Annotated in this window: 15 protein-coding genes; 3 read left to right on the top strand and 12 right to left on the bottom strand. The window is 37.6% G+C overall.

Going from position 1 to position 19,710, the window contains the following annotated elements:
• Positions 1–58 precede the first annotated feature (58 nt).
• The gene (locus AAGF08_RS01510) at positions 59–502 is read left to right on the top strand and encodes a DoxX family protein (RefSeq protein WP_343509131.1); all 444 of its coding nucleotides are present in this window, start codon (positions 59–61) and stop codon (positions 500–502) included.
• Between the two features lie 3 nt (positions 503–505).
• Here the strand turns inward: AAGF08_RS01510 and AAGF08_RS01505 are convergent, their stop codons facing one another.
• From AAGF08_RS01505 to AAGF08_RS01465, 9 genes are all read right to left on the bottom strand, one after another.
• Entirely contained in the window at positions 506–1,009 is a 504-nt protein-coding gene (locus AAGF08_RS01505) for a hypothetical protein (protein WP_343509130.1), read from the bottom strand.
• An 86-nt stretch (positions 1,010–1,095) separates the two neighbouring features.
• Entirely contained in the window at positions 1,096–1,806 is a 711-nt protein-coding gene (locus tag AAGF08_RS01500; RefSeq protein WP_343509129.1) for a porin family protein, read from the bottom strand.
• A complete protein-coding gene (locus AAGF08_RS01495; protein ID WP_343509128.1) occupies positions 1,803–2,864 on the bottom strand; it encodes a hypothetical protein in 1,062 nt (353 codons plus the stop codon). The genes AAGF08_RS01500 and AAGF08_RS01495 overlap by 4 nt, the downstream gene beginning before the upstream one ends.
• A gap of 55 nt (positions 2,865–2,919) precedes the next feature.
• Positions 2,920–4,455 (bottom strand): amidase family protein, encoded by a 1,536-nt coding sequence (locus AAGF08_RS01490; protein ID WP_343509127.1) that lies wholly within the window; start codon positions 4,453–4,455, stop codon positions 2,920–2,922.
• 11 nt (positions 4,456–4,466) lie between these two features.
• A complete protein-coding gene (locus AAGF08_RS01485; RefSeq protein ID WP_343509126.1) occupies positions 4,467–4,826 on the bottom strand; it encodes a cupin domain-containing protein in 360 nt (119 codons plus the stop codon).
• A 178-nt stretch (positions 4,827–5,004) separates the two neighbouring features.
• Positions 5,005–6,036, bottom strand: coding sequence for an HAD family hydrolase (locus AAGF08_RS01480; RefSeq protein ID WP_343509125.1), 1,032 nt, complete (start codon positions 6,034–6,036; stop codon positions 5,005–5,007).
• A gap of 75 nt (positions 6,037–6,111) precedes the next feature.
• Positions 6,112–7,686 carry an arylsulfatase gene (locus AAGF08_RS01475; RefSeq protein WP_343509124.1) on the bottom strand — a complete coding sequence of 525 codons (1,575 nt, stop codon included), beginning with the start codon at positions 7,684–7,686 and terminating at the stop codon, positions 6,112–6,114.
• Positions 7,687–7,956: 270 nt separating this feature from the next.
• Positions 7,957–9,108, bottom strand: coding sequence for an AraC family transcriptional regulator (locus tag AAGF08_RS01470; protein WP_343509123.1), 1,152 nt, complete (start codon positions 9,106–9,108; stop codon positions 7,957–7,959).
• Between the two features lie 278 nt (positions 9,109–9,386).
• On the bottom strand, positions 9,387–10,181 hold the full coding sequence (locus AAGF08_RS01465; RefSeq protein WP_343509122.1) for a hypothetical protein: 795 nt from the start codon (positions 10,179–10,181) through the stop codon (positions 9,387–9,389).
• Between the two features lie 434 nt (positions 10,182–10,615).
• Between AAGF08_RS01465 and AAGF08_RS01460 the strand changes: the two genes are divergently transcribed.
• A complete protein-coding gene (locus AAGF08_RS01460; protein ID WP_343509121.1) occupies positions 10,616–13,054 on the top strand; it encodes a prolyl oligopeptidase family serine peptidase in 2,439 nt (812 codons plus the stop codon).
• Between the two features lie 245 nt (positions 13,055–13,299).
• Positions 13,300–14,835 carry a BCCT family transporter gene (locus tag AAGF08_RS01455; protein WP_343509287.1) on the top strand — a complete coding sequence of 512 codons (1,536 nt, stop codon included), beginning with the start codon at positions 13,300–13,302 and terminating at the stop codon, positions 14,833–14,835.
• A gap of 38 nt (positions 14,836–14,873) precedes the next feature.
• Here the strand turns inward: AAGF08_RS01455 and betA are convergent, their stop codons facing one another.
• The 3 genes from betA to AAGF08_RS01440 form a co-directional block, all read right to left on the bottom strand.
• On the bottom strand, positions 14,874–16,544 hold the full coding sequence (gene betA / locus AAGF08_RS01450; RefSeq protein ID WP_343509120.1) for a choline dehydrogenase: 1,671 nt from the start codon (positions 16,542–16,544) through the stop codon (positions 14,874–14,876).
• Positions 16,545–16,602: 58 nt separating this feature from the next.
• The gene (locus tag AAGF08_RS01445; protein WP_343509119.1) at positions 16,603–17,844 is read right to left on the bottom strand and encodes an alkaline phosphatase family protein; all 1,242 of its coding nucleotides are present in this window, start codon (positions 17,842–17,844) and stop codon (positions 16,603–16,605) included.
• 66 nt (positions 17,845–17,910) lie between these two features.
• Positions 17,911–19,701, bottom strand: a complete 1,791-nt coding sequence (locus AAGF08_RS01440) for a RagB/SusD family nutrient uptake outer membrane protein (protein ID WP_343509118.1) — start codon at positions 19,699–19,701, stop codon at positions 17,911–17,913.
• Positions 19,702–19,710 lie beyond the last annotated feature (9 nt).

The raw sequence follows: 19,710 nt of genomic DNA, 5'->3' as shown, positions 1-19,710 counted from the left end.
TTTCAAATCATTAATAAATTAATCATGTATAAAATATATAACCAAAACCCAAAATACTATGAATGCTGTATCAAAAATTGAACAATGGGCAGATGCTCATCATCCAAAATGGATTGATTTTGTAAGGGTAATTTTAGGTCTTTTTATCCTGTATAAAGGCATTTTATTTATTTCTGACACAGAAGCACTCTTAAATATTATGAAAAGTGCAGATCTACAATTTGTAAATCTAGGATTAGCACATTTCGTTGCTTTTGCACATTTAGTAGGGGGAATATTGATAGCCTTGGGATTGGTAACTAGAATTGCAATTGTATTTCAGATACCAATATTATTGGGAGCTGTGCTATTCGTAAATAGTAGTCAAGGTTTTCTTTCTGTTTCAAACAACCTGGAATTTGGTATTTCTTTAGCAGTACTCATCCTTTTGATTGTATTCCTTATTTATGGATCGGGTAATTTTTCTGTAGATCATTGGATGAAAAAGCATCCAAATGAATAAAAATTAATCCACTCTTTTGTAGGTTATTGCTGCTTGACAACTGGTTGTTCTTCCAGAAGGAGTGTCATTACAGGTGAATCCCAACTCAAAAGATCTGTTGTTTTCAGAAAAAATAAGTGTCCCATTATTTGAAAATCCAGAAGTGACCTCAACTTCGATTAGTTTTTCTTTGGGTACATAGAAAACATATGCATCTAATGCCAAAACAAATTGCCTCTCCAAAACTTCAGAATATGTTTCGCCACGCAATTCGTAAGTGCCCAAAGCATTACTATAATAGCCAAGGATCTTTGGAGTATCGCTTTCTCTAATTAAAATACTCTTCTCCATAGTTCCATCTGGGTTAAAAATATATTGGTAGATAAAAAAGAACTGCTGATCCTGATTATAATAGGAATATTGCCATGTCCCTTCTAAAGGAGTAATCGGTAGGAGATCTTTGTCTTCTTTGCAAGAAACAAATCCCAGAATTATTAAGAGCAAAAATTGGTATCTCAAGAATTTCATAAGTAATGATTACAAATAACTTAATTAATAAGAATTCTTTCTTTAAGACGGGTCAATCAGCCCTTATGCAACTTATTAATCTATAATTATTTTAATCCTGCTTTTGCCCTTCCAATTGGAATGTTGGTATAGATAGCAAACTGGCTATGTTTATTTCCACTTTCAAGATTTTTCATGACATCAATAAGCCCTCCATAATAGCGTATTCCCAGAGCGTTTATTTTATCCTTTCCTATATACATACCCAAACCAATGACATAAGAAATATCAAATTGCTTGACCTGATCTTTTATATCTACTTTCAAATTAAGCTCTCCATCAGGTAAATCTGTTTCAAAATAATCAAAAGCCTTTTTTGTTCTCAATGCAAACTGTGGACCTGCCTCTAAGAATATCCCCTTCTTATTTTTATACCTAATTGTGATCGGTGCACTCACGTAATTAATTTTTCTATTTATCGTTGTTCCTGTAAACTTAGAATCCAAGGAAGGGTCCAATAATGGATAAGCAGGTATTCCTTTTGCTCCTCTTACATATTTTCCGAGAAGGTCTAAATTCATTTCCCAATGATCATTAACTCTATGGCTAAAAAAAATACCTAAATTGAAAGAGCCCTGATAGTTTGACTCTGGTAAATTGGAAATATTATTGAAACTATAGTCTAAATGAATACCGAATGCATTCTCTTCGTTATTCAATTTATCCCCAAATATTAAGCTCAAAAGAACTTGAGCTTGAACTGAAGAATGGGTAAATAATCCTATTGCCGCAAAGGCTACTATTCTTATAAATTTCATTTTTTAGTGTGTTTAAATCCAGGAAACCTCCAGTTTAAATTCAACAAAAATTGGCTTCTTTTTCCAAATACACCAAATTCGGTTCTCAGCATCCAATGTTTATTAAATTGATATTGTGCACCGAGAATAATATTAAAAGGTGCCGCTACTTTTTTATCCAACGTGTAGTCAATAAAACTATTGGATGCATCTATTCCTTGACCCGCTTCTTCCAACTTCCTAATGATTTGTTTGGCAATAATTTTCTGTGCTGGCGGAAGACCATCTGCCCACTCGTCGAGAAACTCTATTACTTTTCCCTCCCCAAAACCAGGAAATATTTCCGATACTGCAATACTACCTTTAGTATCATTTTGAATGTTTTGATAAAACACACCAGCCCATACAGATAAAGATCTTTGTGGATGATTAAAATAAGAAATGGCATGTCCAATTCTCAAACTACTGTTGAAAGCAGGAACAGGTTCAACGACCACTTCCACATCTGCAAAATTGTAATTGTTATCCCAAGCAACCCAAATAGGACCAAATGCTCCTGTCAAGGTTGCTCCTAAACCAAAACTGCTAACAGAAAATCGCTGGCTTGTCTCAAACCCAACTGGAGAGATTAAATTAACATCAGTTTGGGTAGTCCCTCCTCCAAAAATCCCATAAAGATTCAAAAATGGTAAAACCCAGATATCTGGCCGAACGGTATAAGCATTGGTTGTTGCGATTGTTGGGCCAAACTTTATAAAATTACTGACGTCTACTTTTTCACTTCCATTAAAGCCTATCAGAGTTCGTTCAATAAGAATTTCTTGTCTTTGAGTAAAATAAATCCCGCTGACTCCATAAGCATACGGAAGATCATATCCCCTCTTTGCAGCTCCTTTTCCTAAAATCGGAAAGATAAAAGGATAATCCATCTGTTTAATACTATCGAAATAAGCATCATGTACTGGATTGAATATCTTTTGTGCTCCTTGGGCAAATGAATCCGCAATTAAGCTTAGGTAGCAAAAAGTAAAGGGTATTACTATTAAAAGGATTCTTTTTTGTGAAAGTAAAAAACTCATATGATAATAATTTCGCTAAAATCTAATGGAACAGCTAATAATAATACAAAGAAATTTAGAAATTCGGTGGCCTTCTATGCATTGTTCCTTGCTCATAACTGTAAGTTAGTCTAATTAAGGTCGGCTCTGCATACATTCTTCCAAGAAACTGCAATCCAGCAGGTAAATTTCCTGAACTAAACCCCATGGGAACAGTGAAGGCCGGCTGACCAGTAGCGGGAGCTATGATCTGAGAATTATCACCTCGATATTCCTCCTGAAATTTTTCGATAAGTGCAGGCCTATTATTCCACGATGGGTAGACCAGAGCATCCAACTGTAAGGAGTCCATTTTTTTCTCTATTGCTTCACGAAAGGCAACCCTTTTTTCATCCTCGTAAACATTTCCACAAGGAATTTCCGGATTTCCTCTTCTCCCCATATTCCCGCCGCTTAATGACTCGATTCGTTGACGTGTGTAGTCTGATTTCGTCCCGACTCTTAAAACATCTTCTAGCGTACTCATGGTATCTCGCTTCACGTAAGTTTCAAGGAAGTCCTCTAGGTCAGTTCGGAAAGTGGGACACCATTGATCTTGCCTCAATTCATCAAAGTTCGCAACCGAAACGGAATCTATTATCACAGCTCCTAATCCTTGCATATCTTCTAATGCTTGATTAAATAGTATGCTGATTTCCGGGTCAGGGTTACGCTCACTCAGCGTACGGAAAACGCCAATTCTAGCTCCTTTCAAACCTTCTTCATAAAGATATTGCATGTAATTATTTTTTGACCTTCCTTCGGAATAAGAGGTCAAAGCATCTTCCGGGTCTATGCCAGCCATTACTTGCAAAACTCTTGTAGCGTCTTCGACGGTTTTGCACATTGGCCCAACTACGTCATTTCTCAAATACAGCGGTACAATTCCCTCTCGACTGACTAGTCCCAGCGTACTTCTGAATCCAACCAAAGCATTATGTGAAGAAGGTCCTCTGATCGAATTGCCAGTATCCGTTCCTAACCCTATAGTTCCCAGATTTGCTGCTATTGCAGCACCTGTGCCTCCGCTGGAACCTGCTGGCACATAATCTAAATTATAAGGATTACGGGTAACGCCTGCTGTAGAACTTTCCGAGTGCATAGGAGAAAAAGCCCATTCTGCCATATTTGATTTGGCAAGTATAATTGCTCCGGCATCTTCAAGTTTTTTAATTATAAAAGCATCTGTTTCTGGATAAAAATCTGCCAATGCCAATGACCCTGCAGTGGTCGGCATACCGACTGTATTGATATTGTCTTTAACGATCATCGGAATTCCATGCAACGGTCGCAAAGTTCCCGTTTCCTTGAACTCTTCATCCAGTGATTCCGCTATTTCTAATGCTTTAGGATTGATAGTGGTAAGCGCATTGATTTTTGGATTGATTGAATCAATTCGAGTAAGATAGGCCTCCACAAGTTTGGCTGCAGTAAGTTCTCCTGAAATATATTTCTCGTGAATAGTTGAAATGGAAAGCTCTTCGTGGTCAAGAGCTACTTTTCTGTCATTCGGATCACAGGCCAAGATGAGCATGAATAAAAGCAGAGCAACAGATGAAGTTGATTTTTTCATATAATTTAGAATTATATCTTTTCGAATTTTTGAACAGTACGCTCAGTCATCACATCACCCGTATGTTTTGTATTTTGTGGCTCGAAAAGTAGAAGCAAGACTTCTTCCTCGGCTATGGGGTAATGCTCCACTCCTCTGGGAATTATTAGCATTTCCCCTTCATTTAAGGTTACACTTCGGTCTCTAAACTCAATTCGAAGTGTTCCTTTGATGATTAGGAATAGTTCATCTTCACCCTTATGATCATGCCATACAAATTCACCTTTAACTTTCGCAAGTTTGACATCTTGCCCGTTAAGTTCACCAATGATCTTAGGGCTCCAATGCTCTTTGATCAGATCAAATTTTTCATTTAGGTTAACTTTATTCATTATATACTCGATAGGTTTTAGAGATAAAATATGTTGAATTTCAAGTGATTAAACTTCTGATTTGTTTTCTCTTCTTAAATTAAAAAAAATAGCCCGCCATAAATACAGCGAGCTATTTTAATATTTAGAGTTAATAAAAATATTTCCAGCTATCTATTTAATTCAAAATCTGGAAGTTCTATTTTAATTCAAAAGGATAAATCACTTTCCAGTCGTTTTTCATATCAATTACGGTCCATCCTTTACTGCTTGCTTCTTCTAAACCTTTATCTAACCTTCCTACTGATGAATCCTTATCATAGGCCCATTCACGATCAGCATCCGTATGGTGTAGGTACAATTGAAATGATTTATACTTATTGGAATCAGTCCATTGAAGCATCTGTAAATCTCCATCAGAGTTACCGGAAGCGAATACTGGTTTTTTCCCTATAAACTTATGAATTCCTATGGGTTTCCCTTCCTTATCATCTATAAAGTCAATTTTTGGTAGTCTTTTGATGATGGGGTTTCCATTGTTGTAATCAAACTCAGTCGCAATACTACTTCCTATTACTTGATCAGAAGGAATACCATATGCTTTATAAACCCACGGTCTCATAAATTCAATCCCTCCACCTGATACGATAAAGGTTTTAAATTCATTTGCTCTCAAATAGTCCAACAACTCTAACATGGGTTGGTAGATCAATTCATTAAATGGCCTATCAAAACGAGGGTGCTTTGAATTGGCTAACCAATCAGTCACTATTTGTTCAAATTCCTCAGTCGACATCCCAGAGTGAGATGCCATAACCAATTCGAGTAAACCATGCTCCCCAAATGAGCTTAGGGTTTTCATGTCATTTTCCAAAACCGACTGGAAAGGCTGTGTTGTTTTCCATTCTGGATGATCTGATGCTAATGCTTTTACGCGATCCATAGCAAAAAACAATTGGAAATAGGCAGGCTGTTCCGACCACAAATTACCATCATTGTCAAATGTTGCGATGCGATCTTCAATTGGAATAAAGTTGGCACTTTCCGGATTAGATACATCTTCTACATAATCTATAATTGCCTGTTTGGTTGGGCCTTCATTCCAGGAGGATAAGGCGTCAAAATCCGTAGATACGGTAGAAGAGATGCTGGAATCAGTAGTATCAGGAGATTGACAGGAAGTGGAAACCAAAAAAGTAGTTAAAATAATAAAGAAGCTGTACTTTTTCATAATTGACTGTGTTTCTACAAAATCCATAAAGGTTAAAAGAAAAAAGCCGGTCCAGTTTGACCGGCTTTAGAAATGTTATTGATTATTTGCTTTGACCATATTATTAATCTGTGCTTCCACCTTGCTTAAGCTCCAGTCACCTGCTGTTTGACTTGGCGGATATTCCTGGAAAGTGGACAAGAAATTGAAGGCGTATCCTTGCATAGCCATAAGGATATATGCGCGATCAATATACCAATCGTAATAGGTATTAGAACCAATCAATGCTTTTTCGAAAGGATCTCTTCTTAAATTAAATAAATATGGAGCTCTTAGTTCTACAAATGGTTCCAACCAAATTTGGAGTTTATCAGCTCTGTTTTCCAAGAACATCGCTTTCCAATCAGTATATCTCAAAGCCGCTACCGAACCTGCATCATCCACATAGATGAAGCCTTTACGGGGAGATTCATCCACTTTGCCTGTCAAGTAATCTAATTGATTCATGCCATCAATATAGTTTTTATAGGTACGACCACCCATGGTTACTCCTTTCATGATTTTTTCTTTCACGTTAGGATCACCTCCGATTGCTGCAAAAGTTGGTAACCAATCTTCATGAGAGACGATTCCGTTCAATGTCTCACCAGCAGGGATTTTTCCAGGCCATTTTATGAAAGCCGGAACGCGATATGCTCCTTCCCAGCTACTATTCTTTTCACCATGGAAAGGAGTTGTTCCTGCATCAGGCCACGTATTATAGTGTGGACCATTATCTGTAGAATAAAACACTACTGTATTGTCAGCAATTCCTAATTCGTCTAAAAGTGCTAATAATTCACCTACATGCATATCATGCTCCACCATACCGTCAGAATACTCATCCTGACCACTGATTCCTATATGCTCTTCTTTTACGTGAGTTCTGAAGTGCATTCTGGTAGCATTCCACCAAGTAAAAAATGGTTTCCCATCTTCCACCTGTTTTTTAATAAATTCTTTAGCAGCAGCGAGAGACTCATCGTCAATAGTTTCCATTCGCTTTTTGGTCAAAGCACCGGTATCCTCAATTTTCTGTCCGCCTTTACCATCAGCCCAACTGTGAATTACTCCCCTTGGACCATATACTTCCCCGAAGGTCTTACCGTTTTTCAAAACCAAATCGGCAGGATAATCAAAATTTTCTGGCTCTTCTTCAGCATTTAAATGATAAAGATTTCCAAAAAACTCATCAAAACCATGCATCGTTGGCAAATGCTCATCGCGGTCTCCTTGGTGATTCTTACCAAATTGACCTGTACTGTAACCTAGGTTCTTCATTACGGTCGCCATTGTGATATCTGTCATTTGCCATCCTTCTTTGGCTCCTGGCATACCCACTTTAGTCATACCGGTTCTCACAGGTACATTACCTCCAATGAAAGCAGCTCGTCCAGCTGTACAAGATTGCTGCGCATAATAATCGGTAAAACCTACACCCTCACGAGCAATTCGGTCAATGTTCGGGGTTTTGTACCCCATCATACCTCGGTTATTATGGCTGATATTCCATGTGCCTATATCATCTCCCCAAATTACCAGAATATTGGGTTTATCTTGTGCAAAAGCCAATATTGGGCTGAATAGCATCAATAAAAGAAGGCTTTTAAAAATTGATTGTGTTTTTTCCATAATTAGTAATGTTATTTAATAGAATTAGAAAAGATTTGAATTTCCTTTCTTAAGTTGAAATTGGATAGATTAGGAATTAATAAATTAGAGTCATTTTTGAGGAAAATCTATTTGATTAGAATTGAAAACAATCTATAAAAATCAGTTAAACCCTAAATATAACAGTTTAAAGATAAAATTTTACACCTTAAATAACTCTTTAACCTCTTCAAAGTCTCCCGAAAATGTAACGATTTGGAAAATATTCACAGTTTTTTAAAGCCAGAAGCCTCAAGAAGCCATGGTTTTGACATATCCACTAGGAGTATAACCTGTTATCTTTTTACAGGAATTTGTAAAAGTAGTACGGTTGGAAAAGCCACATTGACTGGAAATTTGATCTAAGCTTTGGTTTTCATGAGCTCCTGATAAGATCAATTCTTCAAATTCTTTTATCCTATGTCCATTTAGCCAAGTATTGAAATTCGTACCATAGCAAGAGTTGATGGCCGGAGAAATTTTATAAACAGGTATACCAATTTCTTTACTCAAATCATGAATAGAATAAGCTGAGTTCTTATATGCCTTTTCTTTTCTTACATATTTATCAAGGGCGTCACCGATTGATTGATCACTGGCATTTATTTCTTCGGAAGCATAATCTGCTTTTAAATCTTTCTTTTTCTCAATGCCAAGCGTCCCCTTTTCTATATAAAATCCATACAAATAAGTGGGCTTAAAAATCAAAAAGACAGCCGTAAATATTAAAGTAATGGAGACACTAATACTTTGAATTTGAAGATCATAAGAGCTTTCAATGAAATAATTCATAAAAAAGCCAGGTATTATTGAAATAGCGTAAAGGGAAGTAATCACTAGAATAAAACCCGCGATAGTTCGGTTATTCTTGCTTTTCTGTGATTGAATGATAAACTTATTTTTCCATACCACTCTAACTGTCAAAAATAAAAATAAGACCAGCCACAAAAACCTAAGGTAATATTGGACCCAATCAGGAGTAAAAAAACCCTCTTTAAACACAAAATGTCCATCCCCCAGCTGCTGAGATCGAACTATTTGTCTTTTCTCTTCAAGTGATAATAGGAAATAAGGAAGGAAATCAATGAAATAAAACAAGACAGGTATAAAGACCCACCAGTACCTTTTTGTCGGGGATTTACTTTGATCGAAAGTCCTCTCAGTAAAAAAATATAAAAACGGCGTTACCAAAAATGCAGCTATATTTCCTGTTCTGGAAAAATGAGCATAGGTGTAAATAAGTTCTGTTCGATATAATTCAGAGATGATTAAGCAATACCATAGCAAAAATAAAGATACTCCCAACAGCCAATTAGCAGTTCCTTTTTTAATAGAAAAAATAATTAACACAAGGCTAACCATTAAACCCAATCCTAGTCCAACTTCAGCTATTATTTGAATCATTTCCCCATCTTCTTCGAGTTAAGAAGGTAAAAATGGTAAATTATAGCTTTATCAAACATTTAAAGAGCGAAAAACTTTAGCCTATAATAATTAAAGTATCAATTTTTGGGTCTTTTTTGAGAAAAATTACCAATAAAATATGCTCTTAAGGCGATGCTTTCATTAGTACTACAAGGTTAATAAAAATCAGAAGGAAATGGGAAAAATAGACTTAGCAAATTCCTAAAACTCCAACTGACTTTTTCGAAATTGTTGTGTATTAAATTCTGTACTACAATCTATTTGGGAAACAGGAAGATTACCACTGCTCTCCAACCCCAATCCGCTTTACCGCCATCCGGAGCAGCAAGATTTAGTCTTGGTCCCACGACAAATTGAGTTTTTTGCTTTCCAAGACTGGTTACAGCAGAGATTGTTGGGTTTAGCCAAAGAGTAGAAGTAGATGCTTTCCAGTTTTGTGTCCATTCCATACTGGCTCCAATTCCTGCCCCTGACTTCCAGTTATAGACAACGAATGGTTGGACGAACATCTGACTTACATCAGGACGGTTTTCATTACCTGCCACAGACCAAATCTGATTTACTAAACCTCCAACTGTCCATCCGTTCAATTGCTTTAATGCTACAGCTGTAGGTCCCATTCCAAATTTCTTGGTTGTTAAGAAATCATTTGTCCCTACAGGAAGTAAAAACGCAGGACCTACTCCCCAAGTTAGTTTTTCAGAATTAGCCGGTGAGAAAAATGCGGACATCACTGCATCACCCAAACCTGTTTGTTTTTCACCTGGTGCTGTGATATTGTATTGAGTTACGATGGGTAATACCACCCTAGTAATCATATTGATATTATCATTGATTTTCACTGGCAACACCGGCTGAAAATTCATTGTATTCCGAGTTCCGCGAAATTCACCAATTCCATAGTCTGTATTATTCTGGAATGGTACGGAAATTAAAGAGGCAATGGGATTTGCTAGTTTTTTTGCCAACTCCGCCGCATCATCCTGGGCAAAAGAAATTGAAAAAGATCCCAGCAGGACCAATATTAAAAAAAAAATTCCTATGAACTTCATATAATAAAATTATCTAGGGTACAAAACCTGATTTCATATTCATTTAACTTACGTCAAGATATAAATTATCTGAGGTTAAATTTCAAATATATTGAGAAATTCTACAGTTTCTCAGCTATTTTGGATTGTGTCTTAATAATCTACTAGTTTTTAAGAAAATTAGCAGCTTAATAATCCTAATTCTTTTTTTAAAAATTATAGCTTCAATTTTTTAAAGGATTTCTTGACAACTTTGGACATGTCATAACTTTTACCTCCTTGAACAAATTTATGTTAATCGAGAGGTGGCATGTTGCTTCAAATTTGACTCTTTAAGAATTTAAGACAACTTATAAAAAGCGACTTTATCCACGATTCGAACCATTGATGGCTTTTTAAGTAGTAATCCAAACTGACAAGACTAAATTAGTTATTGGAACTAAACCCTAATTTATATGACAAGAAGATTTACTTTCAGATTATTACTAGGCATTCTAATATGCTTTGGATTTTCTGAAGTTAAGGCTCAATCCGGTTATCAAAAGCCTGCCAAATCAATCATGGATTTAGTTGATGCTCCGAGCACTCCATCTGTTAGCTTTAATAAAGACGGAAGTTGGATGCTGTTATTGGAAAGAGCAGACAACCCAAGTATTGAGGACCTTTCACAGCCAGAATTACGCATAGCTGGTCTAAGAATTAATCCAGCTACTTCCGGCCCGAGCCGTGGAAGAGGAGTAGAAAATATCAAAATCAAAATGACCCAAAGTGGAGAAGAAAAGCAGATCACAGGCTTGCCATCCAATCCCAATTTGGGGGATTTCTCCATGTCGCATGATGAAAAATATCTTTCATTTACTCAGACAGAAGCAAATGGTATCAGCCTTTGGGTAGTGAATCTTAGCACTTTTGAAGCAAAGAAACTAACAGATGCCATCGTCAATGATGTCTATGGAAATTCAATTCTTTGGACTCCTGAAAATCAATTATTGATAAAAGCAGCGAATCCAAACCGAGGATCAATGCCACAAAGACCGGCTGCTCCAGCAGGGCCAATCATCCAGGAAACATCTGGAGATGCTGCTCCTAGTAGAACTTATCAGGATTTATTGGCAGATCCGTATGATGAAGCCCTTTTTGCCTTTTTCATGGATTCTCAGATTATGCTCGTAAATCTGGATGGAAGCAAAAAGCCAATTGGACCAAGTGGAATGATCAAAGGAATGGATCTATCTCCAGATGGTTCCTATATCATGGTGGATTTGATAAAAAAGCCATTTTCTTATTTGGTTCCTGCATCAAGATTTCCTTATGATGTAGAAATTTGGTCAAAGGATGGAAAAAAATTAAAAACTTTGGCTGAAATCCCACTTGATGAAAACCGACCAACAGGTTTTGATGCCACAGTAACGGGGCCAAGAAATATTAACTGGAGAGCAGATAAGCCTGCTACCTTGTATTGGGTAGAGGCACAAGATGGAGGAGATGCTAGAGTCGACACCGAGGAAAGAGATGTTGTTTTTACACTTGATGCCCCTTTTACCGCCCAAAAGAAAAAATTAGCCTCCACACCGTACCGTTATGCAGGAATAGCTTGGTCTGATGACTCTTTCGCCATCCTTAATGAGCGCTGGACAAGATCTAGAAAAGAGGTTAGATCAGTAATAAACCCTTCTGATCCTTCCCTGCCAAAACGAGTAATCATCGATAGATCATCGGATGATCTGTATAATGATCCAGGTGATCCTCTTTACATAGAAAATGAATTTGGTAGAAATGTACTCATGAGAAAAGGAGATTTAGTATTCATGACGAGTCCCGGAGGTTCTCCAGAGGGCAACATGCCTTTCCTATCCACTTTTAATACAAAAACAAAGGAGCAGGAAATCCTATGGAGATCTCAAGCGCCTTACTATGAAAGAGTTGTAAAAGTAATAGACGATAATGGCACTGAATTCATCACTCTAAAAGAGAGTACTGAAATCCAACCAAATTACTGGTTGGTAAACACCAAAAAGAGAATTGCTCCTAGACAAATGACTAATTTTGCTAATCCTTATGAGTCCCTAAAAGGAGTTCAAAAGCAACTGGTAACCTATAAAAGAAAGGATGGACTGAATCTTTCTGCTGTAATTTATACTCCTGCAGGGTATGATGTAGCTAAAGATGGACCTCTTCCAGTTTTGATGTGGGCCTATCCAAGAGAATATAAGTCAAAAGAAGTAGCTGCTCAGGTGCGTGGTTCCAAATATGCCTTTACACGATTGAGTTGGGGATCACCACTCTATTGGGTAACACGCGGATATGCAATTATGGATCGAACCGAAATGCCAATTGTCGGCGAAGGGGATAAGGAACCAAATGACTATTTTATAGAACAATTAGTAGCAAATGCTGAAGCGGCAATAGACCATATTGTGGAGTTGGGTATTGGTGACAGAGATAGAATTGCGGTAGGAGGTCATTCTTATGGTGCATTTATGACGGCAAATCTACTTTCCCATACCAATTTGTTTGCCGCAGGAATCGCTAGAAGTGGCGCTTATAATAGAACACTTACTCCATTTGGTTTCCAATATGAGCAACGTACTTATTGGGAAGCACCGGATGTATACTTCAATATGTCTCCCTTCTCTTTTGCGCATAAGGTCGAAACACCAATCCTGTTGATTCATGGGCAGGCAGATAATAATTCCGGTACTTTCCCCATCCAATCTGAGCGATATTATAATGCGCTGAAAGGCCATGGGGCAACAGCAAGATTGGTTTTCTTACCGAATGAAAGCCATGGATATGCAGCCGAGGAGTCTATCTTACACACTCTTTGGGAAATGGATACCTGGTTGGAAAAATATGTGAAGAATAAAAACCAAATTAAGAAGGAAACTGAATAGAATCAATTCCATTTTCTCAACCCTCTCCGAACTAATTTAGGAGAGGGTTTTTTAATATTTATTTTGATAAAAAAATAATTCAGCTTTTGGTTGTTCAAATTTCCACTATTAGAAAATAGTTTTGACTGATACATCTTTATCATTTATTCCACATTATTTCTATTCATCAAAAAGTCCTTAGATAAGCTCACTTATATTTCCATAGTGATAGGAAATGGGTTAAATTAGCCGAAAAACCATCCCTAATTATCAAAGATTCAAAAAGTACCCAAGTACCCTTTTTAAAGAGCATTCAACCCTGGGTTTTTTTCCCCTCTGCAGGTTTAATTGTTCTATTTGTCACACTCACCTTAATCTTTCAAGAGTCCGTAGGAGATTTATTCGAATCCCTTCAAGCTTTTATTTCTACTAGTTTCGGTTGGCTATACGTCCTGGCAGTTAATGTTATATTGATATTCTGTATTTACCTTGCCTTCAGTCGTTACAAAAACATAAGATTAGGAGGAAAGTATTCAAAACCGGAATTCAGTACTTGGGCCTGGCTAAGTATGTTATTCAATGCTGGAATAGGATTGGTCCTGATGTTTTATGCTGTAGCAGAACCTGTCAGCCATTTTTCAAATCCTCCCTATGGAGAAGCAGGAACACTACAAGCAGCCAAAAATGCGCTAAATCTTTCTTATCTGCATTGGGGTTTGCATGGGTGGGGAGTTTATGCCTTAATGGGTTTATCCATTGCGTTCTTTAAATACAATAAAGGATTACCACTTGGAGTTCGATGGATTCTTTATCCCCTATTAGGAGATCGACTGAAGGGACCAATTGGACATTTTATTGACACGATGGCCGTAGTAGCCACATTGTTTGGTTTAGCAACCACGCTAGGTCTAGGAATCCAACATATAAATTCTGGTCTCAATTATCTGTTCAATATTGCAATTGGGGCTGAGATCCAAGTAGTACTAATTGGGATTATCACCCTTTTTGCCACGGCGTCAGTTGTCTCGGGATTACATAATGGGATTCAGATTTTAAGTAAAATTGCTTCTATGATGGCCATTGCTTTAATGCTTTTCATGGTAATCGTTGGGCCTACTTTATTTATACTTGGATCGACAGTTCAGAGCACCGGGTCTTATCTCCAAAGCCTGATAGGCACAGCAACTTGGATGGAGGTCTATCGAGGCACCCATTGGATGGACAGTTGGACTTTCTTTTATTGGGCCTGGTGGTTTGCCTGGGCTCCATTTGTTGGACTATTCATTGCAAGAATTTCAAGAGGCAGAAGCATCCGAGAATTTATGATGGGAGTTTTACTTGGACCAACGGCAGCTAGTATTATCTGGATTTCTATTTTTGGAAATACTGCTTTTTATGTAGAGTTATTTGGGCCAGGGGGTATTAGTGAGGCTGTTCAGGAAAATATTAATACAGGTCTCTATTCACTACTTGAACTTTTCCCTCTTCCGTATTTGAGTATTTTCTTCGTGGTATTAGCGGGCATCATCTTTTTTGTGACTTCTTCTGATAGTGGCTCTTTAGTCATAGATTTTATAACAAGCGGAGGCAGGGATGATACTCCTGTAAAACTCCGAATATTCTGGGCTTTAATAGAAGGGGCTGTCGCTGCTGTATTAGTATTGGGGGGTGGGCTTATTGCTCTCCAAACGGGAGCTTTAGTGACAGGATTGCCAGTTTGCATCCTTATGATCCTTGTCTGTTTCTCTATCTTAAAGGCTCTTAAAAAATATCATTTAGAAAATAAATCAAGCCTCGAGTAGAGTTTTACTCAAGGCTTGAAACTTTGGATTTTTTAAACTTACTCTTTTGAAATCGCTTCTTTTTTCTCCTCAGGAGCTGATATTTTGAAATAAGGAACATTTTCAGCTTCTAATGGCGTTTTCCCAAGAATCATATCTGCTGCTTTTTCAGCGACCATCATGACCGGAGAATAAATATTACCATTGGTGACATATGGGAAAACCGAAGCATCTACTACTCTAAGATTTTCTACACCATGTACTTTCATAGTTTTTGGATCAATTACATCCATTGGACCAACACCCATTCTACAGGTAGAGCAAGGATGGTAAGCACTCTCGCCTTCTTTTGCGACAAAGTCCAAAATCTGCTCATCCGTTTGGACCTCCTTTCCCGGAGACAATTCCTTACCCCTTAGCTCACTCATTGCATTTGTTTCAATGATTTTCCTGGATAATCGAATTGCTTCAATCCATTCTTTCCTTTCTTTTTCAGTAGAAAGATAATTGAACAAAATACTTGGATATTCAGTAGGGTCGGCAGATTTGATTTTAATTCTTCCTCTAACATCAGTATTCATTGGGCCTACATGAAGTTGGAATCCATGTCCTTCCTTTGGTGCGGTTCCATCATATCTGATAGCCAATGGTAAAAAGTGAAACTGAAGGTTTGGATATTCTACAGAATCATTGCTGCGAATAAAGCCTCCTGCTTCAAAATGATTTGATGCTCCCAAACCCTTTCGTCTAAATAACCAATCAAAGCCAATTTTCGGTGCCTTCCAGGGGTTAAGTGCCGGGAATAAACTAACTGGTTTTTTACAGGCCCATTGAACATAAACTTCCAAATGATCCTGGAGATCTTCGCCTACGCCAGGTAAATCATGGACAACAGGAATCCCCAAACTTTTCAGGTGGTCAGCATTTCCTACTCCAGAAAGCTGCAACAACTGAGGGGAATTTATAGCACCTCCACATAAAATAATTTCTTTGGCAAAGACTTGCTTAACCTGACCTCCTTTTTTGTATTCTACTCCGATGGCTTTTTTCCCTTCAAAAAGGATTCGCATAACCATTGCCTGCGTTTCAACTTTTAAGTTTTTACGATGTTTTACAGGATGAATATATGCTCGGGCTGCGTTTAATCTTCTGGACCTATATATCGTTTGATCAAATTTACCAAACCCTTCTTGTTGGTATCCATTGACATCATCAGTAATTGGATAACCGGCTTCCTGTACAGAATCAAAAAACGCTTTGAAAAGTGGATTAGAGCATTCCGGGGTCGTTAATTTAAGGTTACCCTTATCTCCTCTGTATTTATCTCCGCCGATAAGTCTATCTTCTACCTTTTTAAAATAAGGGAGGCAATGTGCATAATCCCAATTTTCAAGCCCTTTGTCTTTTGACCATTTTTCATAATCCATTGCATTCCCACGAATCCAGATCATTCCATTGATACAAGACGAACCCCCTAAAACCTTTCCTCTTGGTTGAGCGATTCTTCGATTGTTCATATATGGCTCGGGATCCGAAGAATATCCCCAGTTGTAATTTGTACCAGTAAGCAAATAAGTAAGCGCTGCAGGCATATGGATTCTAAAATCCAATTTATAGTCAGGCTTTCCTGCCTCTAAAACCAATACTTCATTTGATGGGTCTTCACTTAGCCGGTTGGTAAGAACAGCTCCAGCTGAGCCGCCCCCAACAATTATATAATCGTACTTCATTGATTTTCCATTAGTAAGAAATGATAAGTTCTCCTTGCATTTGAAAGCTCTCTATTTCTTATTCCTCAATAATCCAATAATTCAAATACCCCGAAGGTGTTTCTAAGACCACTTTGTAGAACTCAGAATTCTTGTTCTCTGGTAAAAAGGAATAACTCTCCTCCTTGAGATCCACTTCTCCTATCAATTCATAACTGTCTTTTCCTCCAGTTTTAAAATTGTTAGTTGTGCTAATCCATATTTTTCCTTTGCCTAAATTTGGAAGTGATTTCCAGGTAAGGAAAATTTGATCTCCGTTTTTTTCTGCTTTGAAATTGCTGGCATTTACTTCTCCTATAAATGGGACACCATCTAGTTCCATTGCCTGATCCTTTGGAATATTTAATCCCATGAAGTTTGCAATGGAAGGTAGTATATCTACAGTTTGACCGATTTCACCAAAATGAGAATTTAAATTTTTTGCGTTGGTTGCAATCCAAATACTGCGTTCTCGATCACTTTGACCTCCATGTCCATAGCCGCTATCTTCTCTACCATGGTCTGTGGTAATTACGATCAACCAATCTTCCTTAAAAGAGGCTTCTCTTTGTTTAATCGCATCCCAAACTCTTCCTATTTGAACGTCCGCTTTTTTTACTGCATCTACAAATTGAGGGCTGTTTCCAAATCTATGGGACATATCGTCAGTATATTCCAGATATAACCAAGATAAATCTGGAGCTTTTTCTGATATTTCCTTTGCAGCTTCCTTGGATACTTCCTCATCGATTAAATGAATATAATTTCTTTCTTCGTCGTGTGGATAATTCACCGTATCGAGTTCTAATCCATCAAAATGATAGTCTATCGTCAAATTCCCAGTTTGAGGAAGTCCGTCTCCAGCCAATTTGGTACGGTTATCCAACCAGGTTGAAAAGATCCCGATCTTTCCTTCAGGATGCTGGTCTTTATAAATTCTAAAGATTGTTGGGTAATTGTAGTTTGGGTCCTTTATTCCATTTCCCCAAACATTGTGCTTATTCGCCCAGACTCCTGTAAGGAGCGAATTATAACCTACAGCAGAAATTGTGGGAGTCTGGCTATAGCCATCTTTTTCACCACCCATCGTTGCTTTTGTAATACCTCCTTTTGCTATAATTTTATCCAAATTTGGGGTTTCTACTGAATCAATAACATCATCTGGGATTCCGTCAACTATAACAAAAATTACTTTTTTTGATCGGGGTTCTTGCTTTTCATCGGTAGTACAAGATTGTAAAACAGCAAAACCGAGGCATGCCGCAAGTAATAATTTCTTCATTCCTTCTTTTGAATAAATGGAGGGAGCCCGATTTTCAAACCGAGCTCCACATTCCAAAAACTAATTTTAGTCCCAACCGAATATTTGTGTCAGATTTGGGTTAAGGGTTACCTGCTGAATAGGAACTGGTCTGTAATAATATTTAGGCTCAACAAAATTCCTTTCTTTTGTCTCGGTCACCATATTTCCACCATTTTCTCCATTGGACAAGAAAACATCAACATTTTCCTCGATCGTTCCTGCCTTGTAATAGATCAGTGCAACGCCAAGGCTATTTTTCTCTTTATCATCTCCCACTGGAATTGAGCTATCTTTATCAACCAAAATAATATCTTCAATTCCGTCTCCTGTCATATCAAACTTCCCTAGACCGGAGAAATACATTCCTGAAGGTATAATTTCCAGTAACTTCCCTGAATTCCATCTCATCAGATCATCATATCTATAGCCCTCAAGAGCCATTTCTACGCGCCTCTCTCTTCTAATCTCAAGTAGTGCTCCTTGATTCGCACCAGTAACTGAAGGATATTTTTCCATCAAAAATGGGTCTGGATCTGCATTTGCCGCAGACATTTCCAAGTTTGGCATCCCTGCTCTTTGACGCAATAGATTTACGGACATATCCAAATCTCCCTGGTTCAACTCATTTAATTCTGCTTTTGCCTCAGCATAAATCAGCAAAATTTCTGCATATCTATAAACCGGGAAGTCATCACTAGAGACCTCTACATTGTCAATGCTATTCACATACCCTTTTAATTGGTGATAACCTGTAAAGTTTTTACTTAATGTCTGAATATAAGGATCTGTTTCTGGCTGTCTCACCCAACCAGGATAGACTACTGTTTGGCTTAATCTTGGATCCCGATTTTGGAATTCATCCACAAAACCCATTTTGTCAAAACCTTCCATTTCAGTAAATCTCGATCCATCTCTTAATAAATAACTTAAGACAAGATCTTTAGTGGGGGATTGCTCATAATCTCCAAAAATCACGGTGTTGTTATTTGAACCTCTGTCCTTATTTAAATCATAGATATTAGCAAGTATCACCTCTGGATTTCCTACCAAATTTTGAGCACCGAAAAGAGACCCGTAATCACTTTCTGGATTCCCTGAATTATAAATAGAGTAAAGCCCAGAGTTCATGATTTCTACCGCAACATCTCTAGCTTTTTCCAGAAATTGGTTGGCGCTTCCTTCCAAACCTAATTCTGAATGATATTTTCTATACGTGCCTTCGTGTAGAGCTACTCTTGCAGTAAAAGCTTTTACTGCCCAAACGTTTGGTGTTCCAGTTGGTACAGATTCTCTTACATTGGCCATAGCAAAATCAAGATCCTCCATCACCTTTGACATTACCATTTCACGGGAATCTCTTGGCTTATATAAATCTTCATCCCCAGGATTTAGCGTTGTTTCATACCATGGAACATCAGAGTATCTTTTTACCATATCAAAATAAAAGAGTGCTCTGTAATATCTAGCCAGTCCAACATAATGTGCAATTCCGTCTTCAGACCCAGTAGCTTTTGTATAATTATCAAGGAAATAATTAATATTTCTTAGCGTACCCCAATTCCAACCACCTGTAACGGTCTGGGAACTAGGAGTACCAGTCATGATATTTTTAATTTCAATAGCACCAGTAGTCGCAAGATTATCACTACTCTGGTCAGCTAAGTAGTTTCCAGGACCTGCCATCGTAAGCAGACCATTTACGTACAATTCCAAATCTTCTTCAGTTTTGAAAAACTCTTCCGGAGCAACTGAAGTCTGTGGATATTTATCCAGAAAATCATCGTTACATGAAGCCAATACCATAGCTGCACATAAATAAAGGATATATTTTTTCATGATATTATT

Source organism: Algoriphagus sp. SE2 (assembly GCF_039563885.1).
Lineage (GTDB): Bacteria > Bacteroidota > Bacteroidia > Cytophagales > Cyclobacteriaceae > Algoriphagus.
Note: the sequence above shows the minus strand (reverse complement) of the source record. Positions and strands in the feature narration are given on the sequence as shown.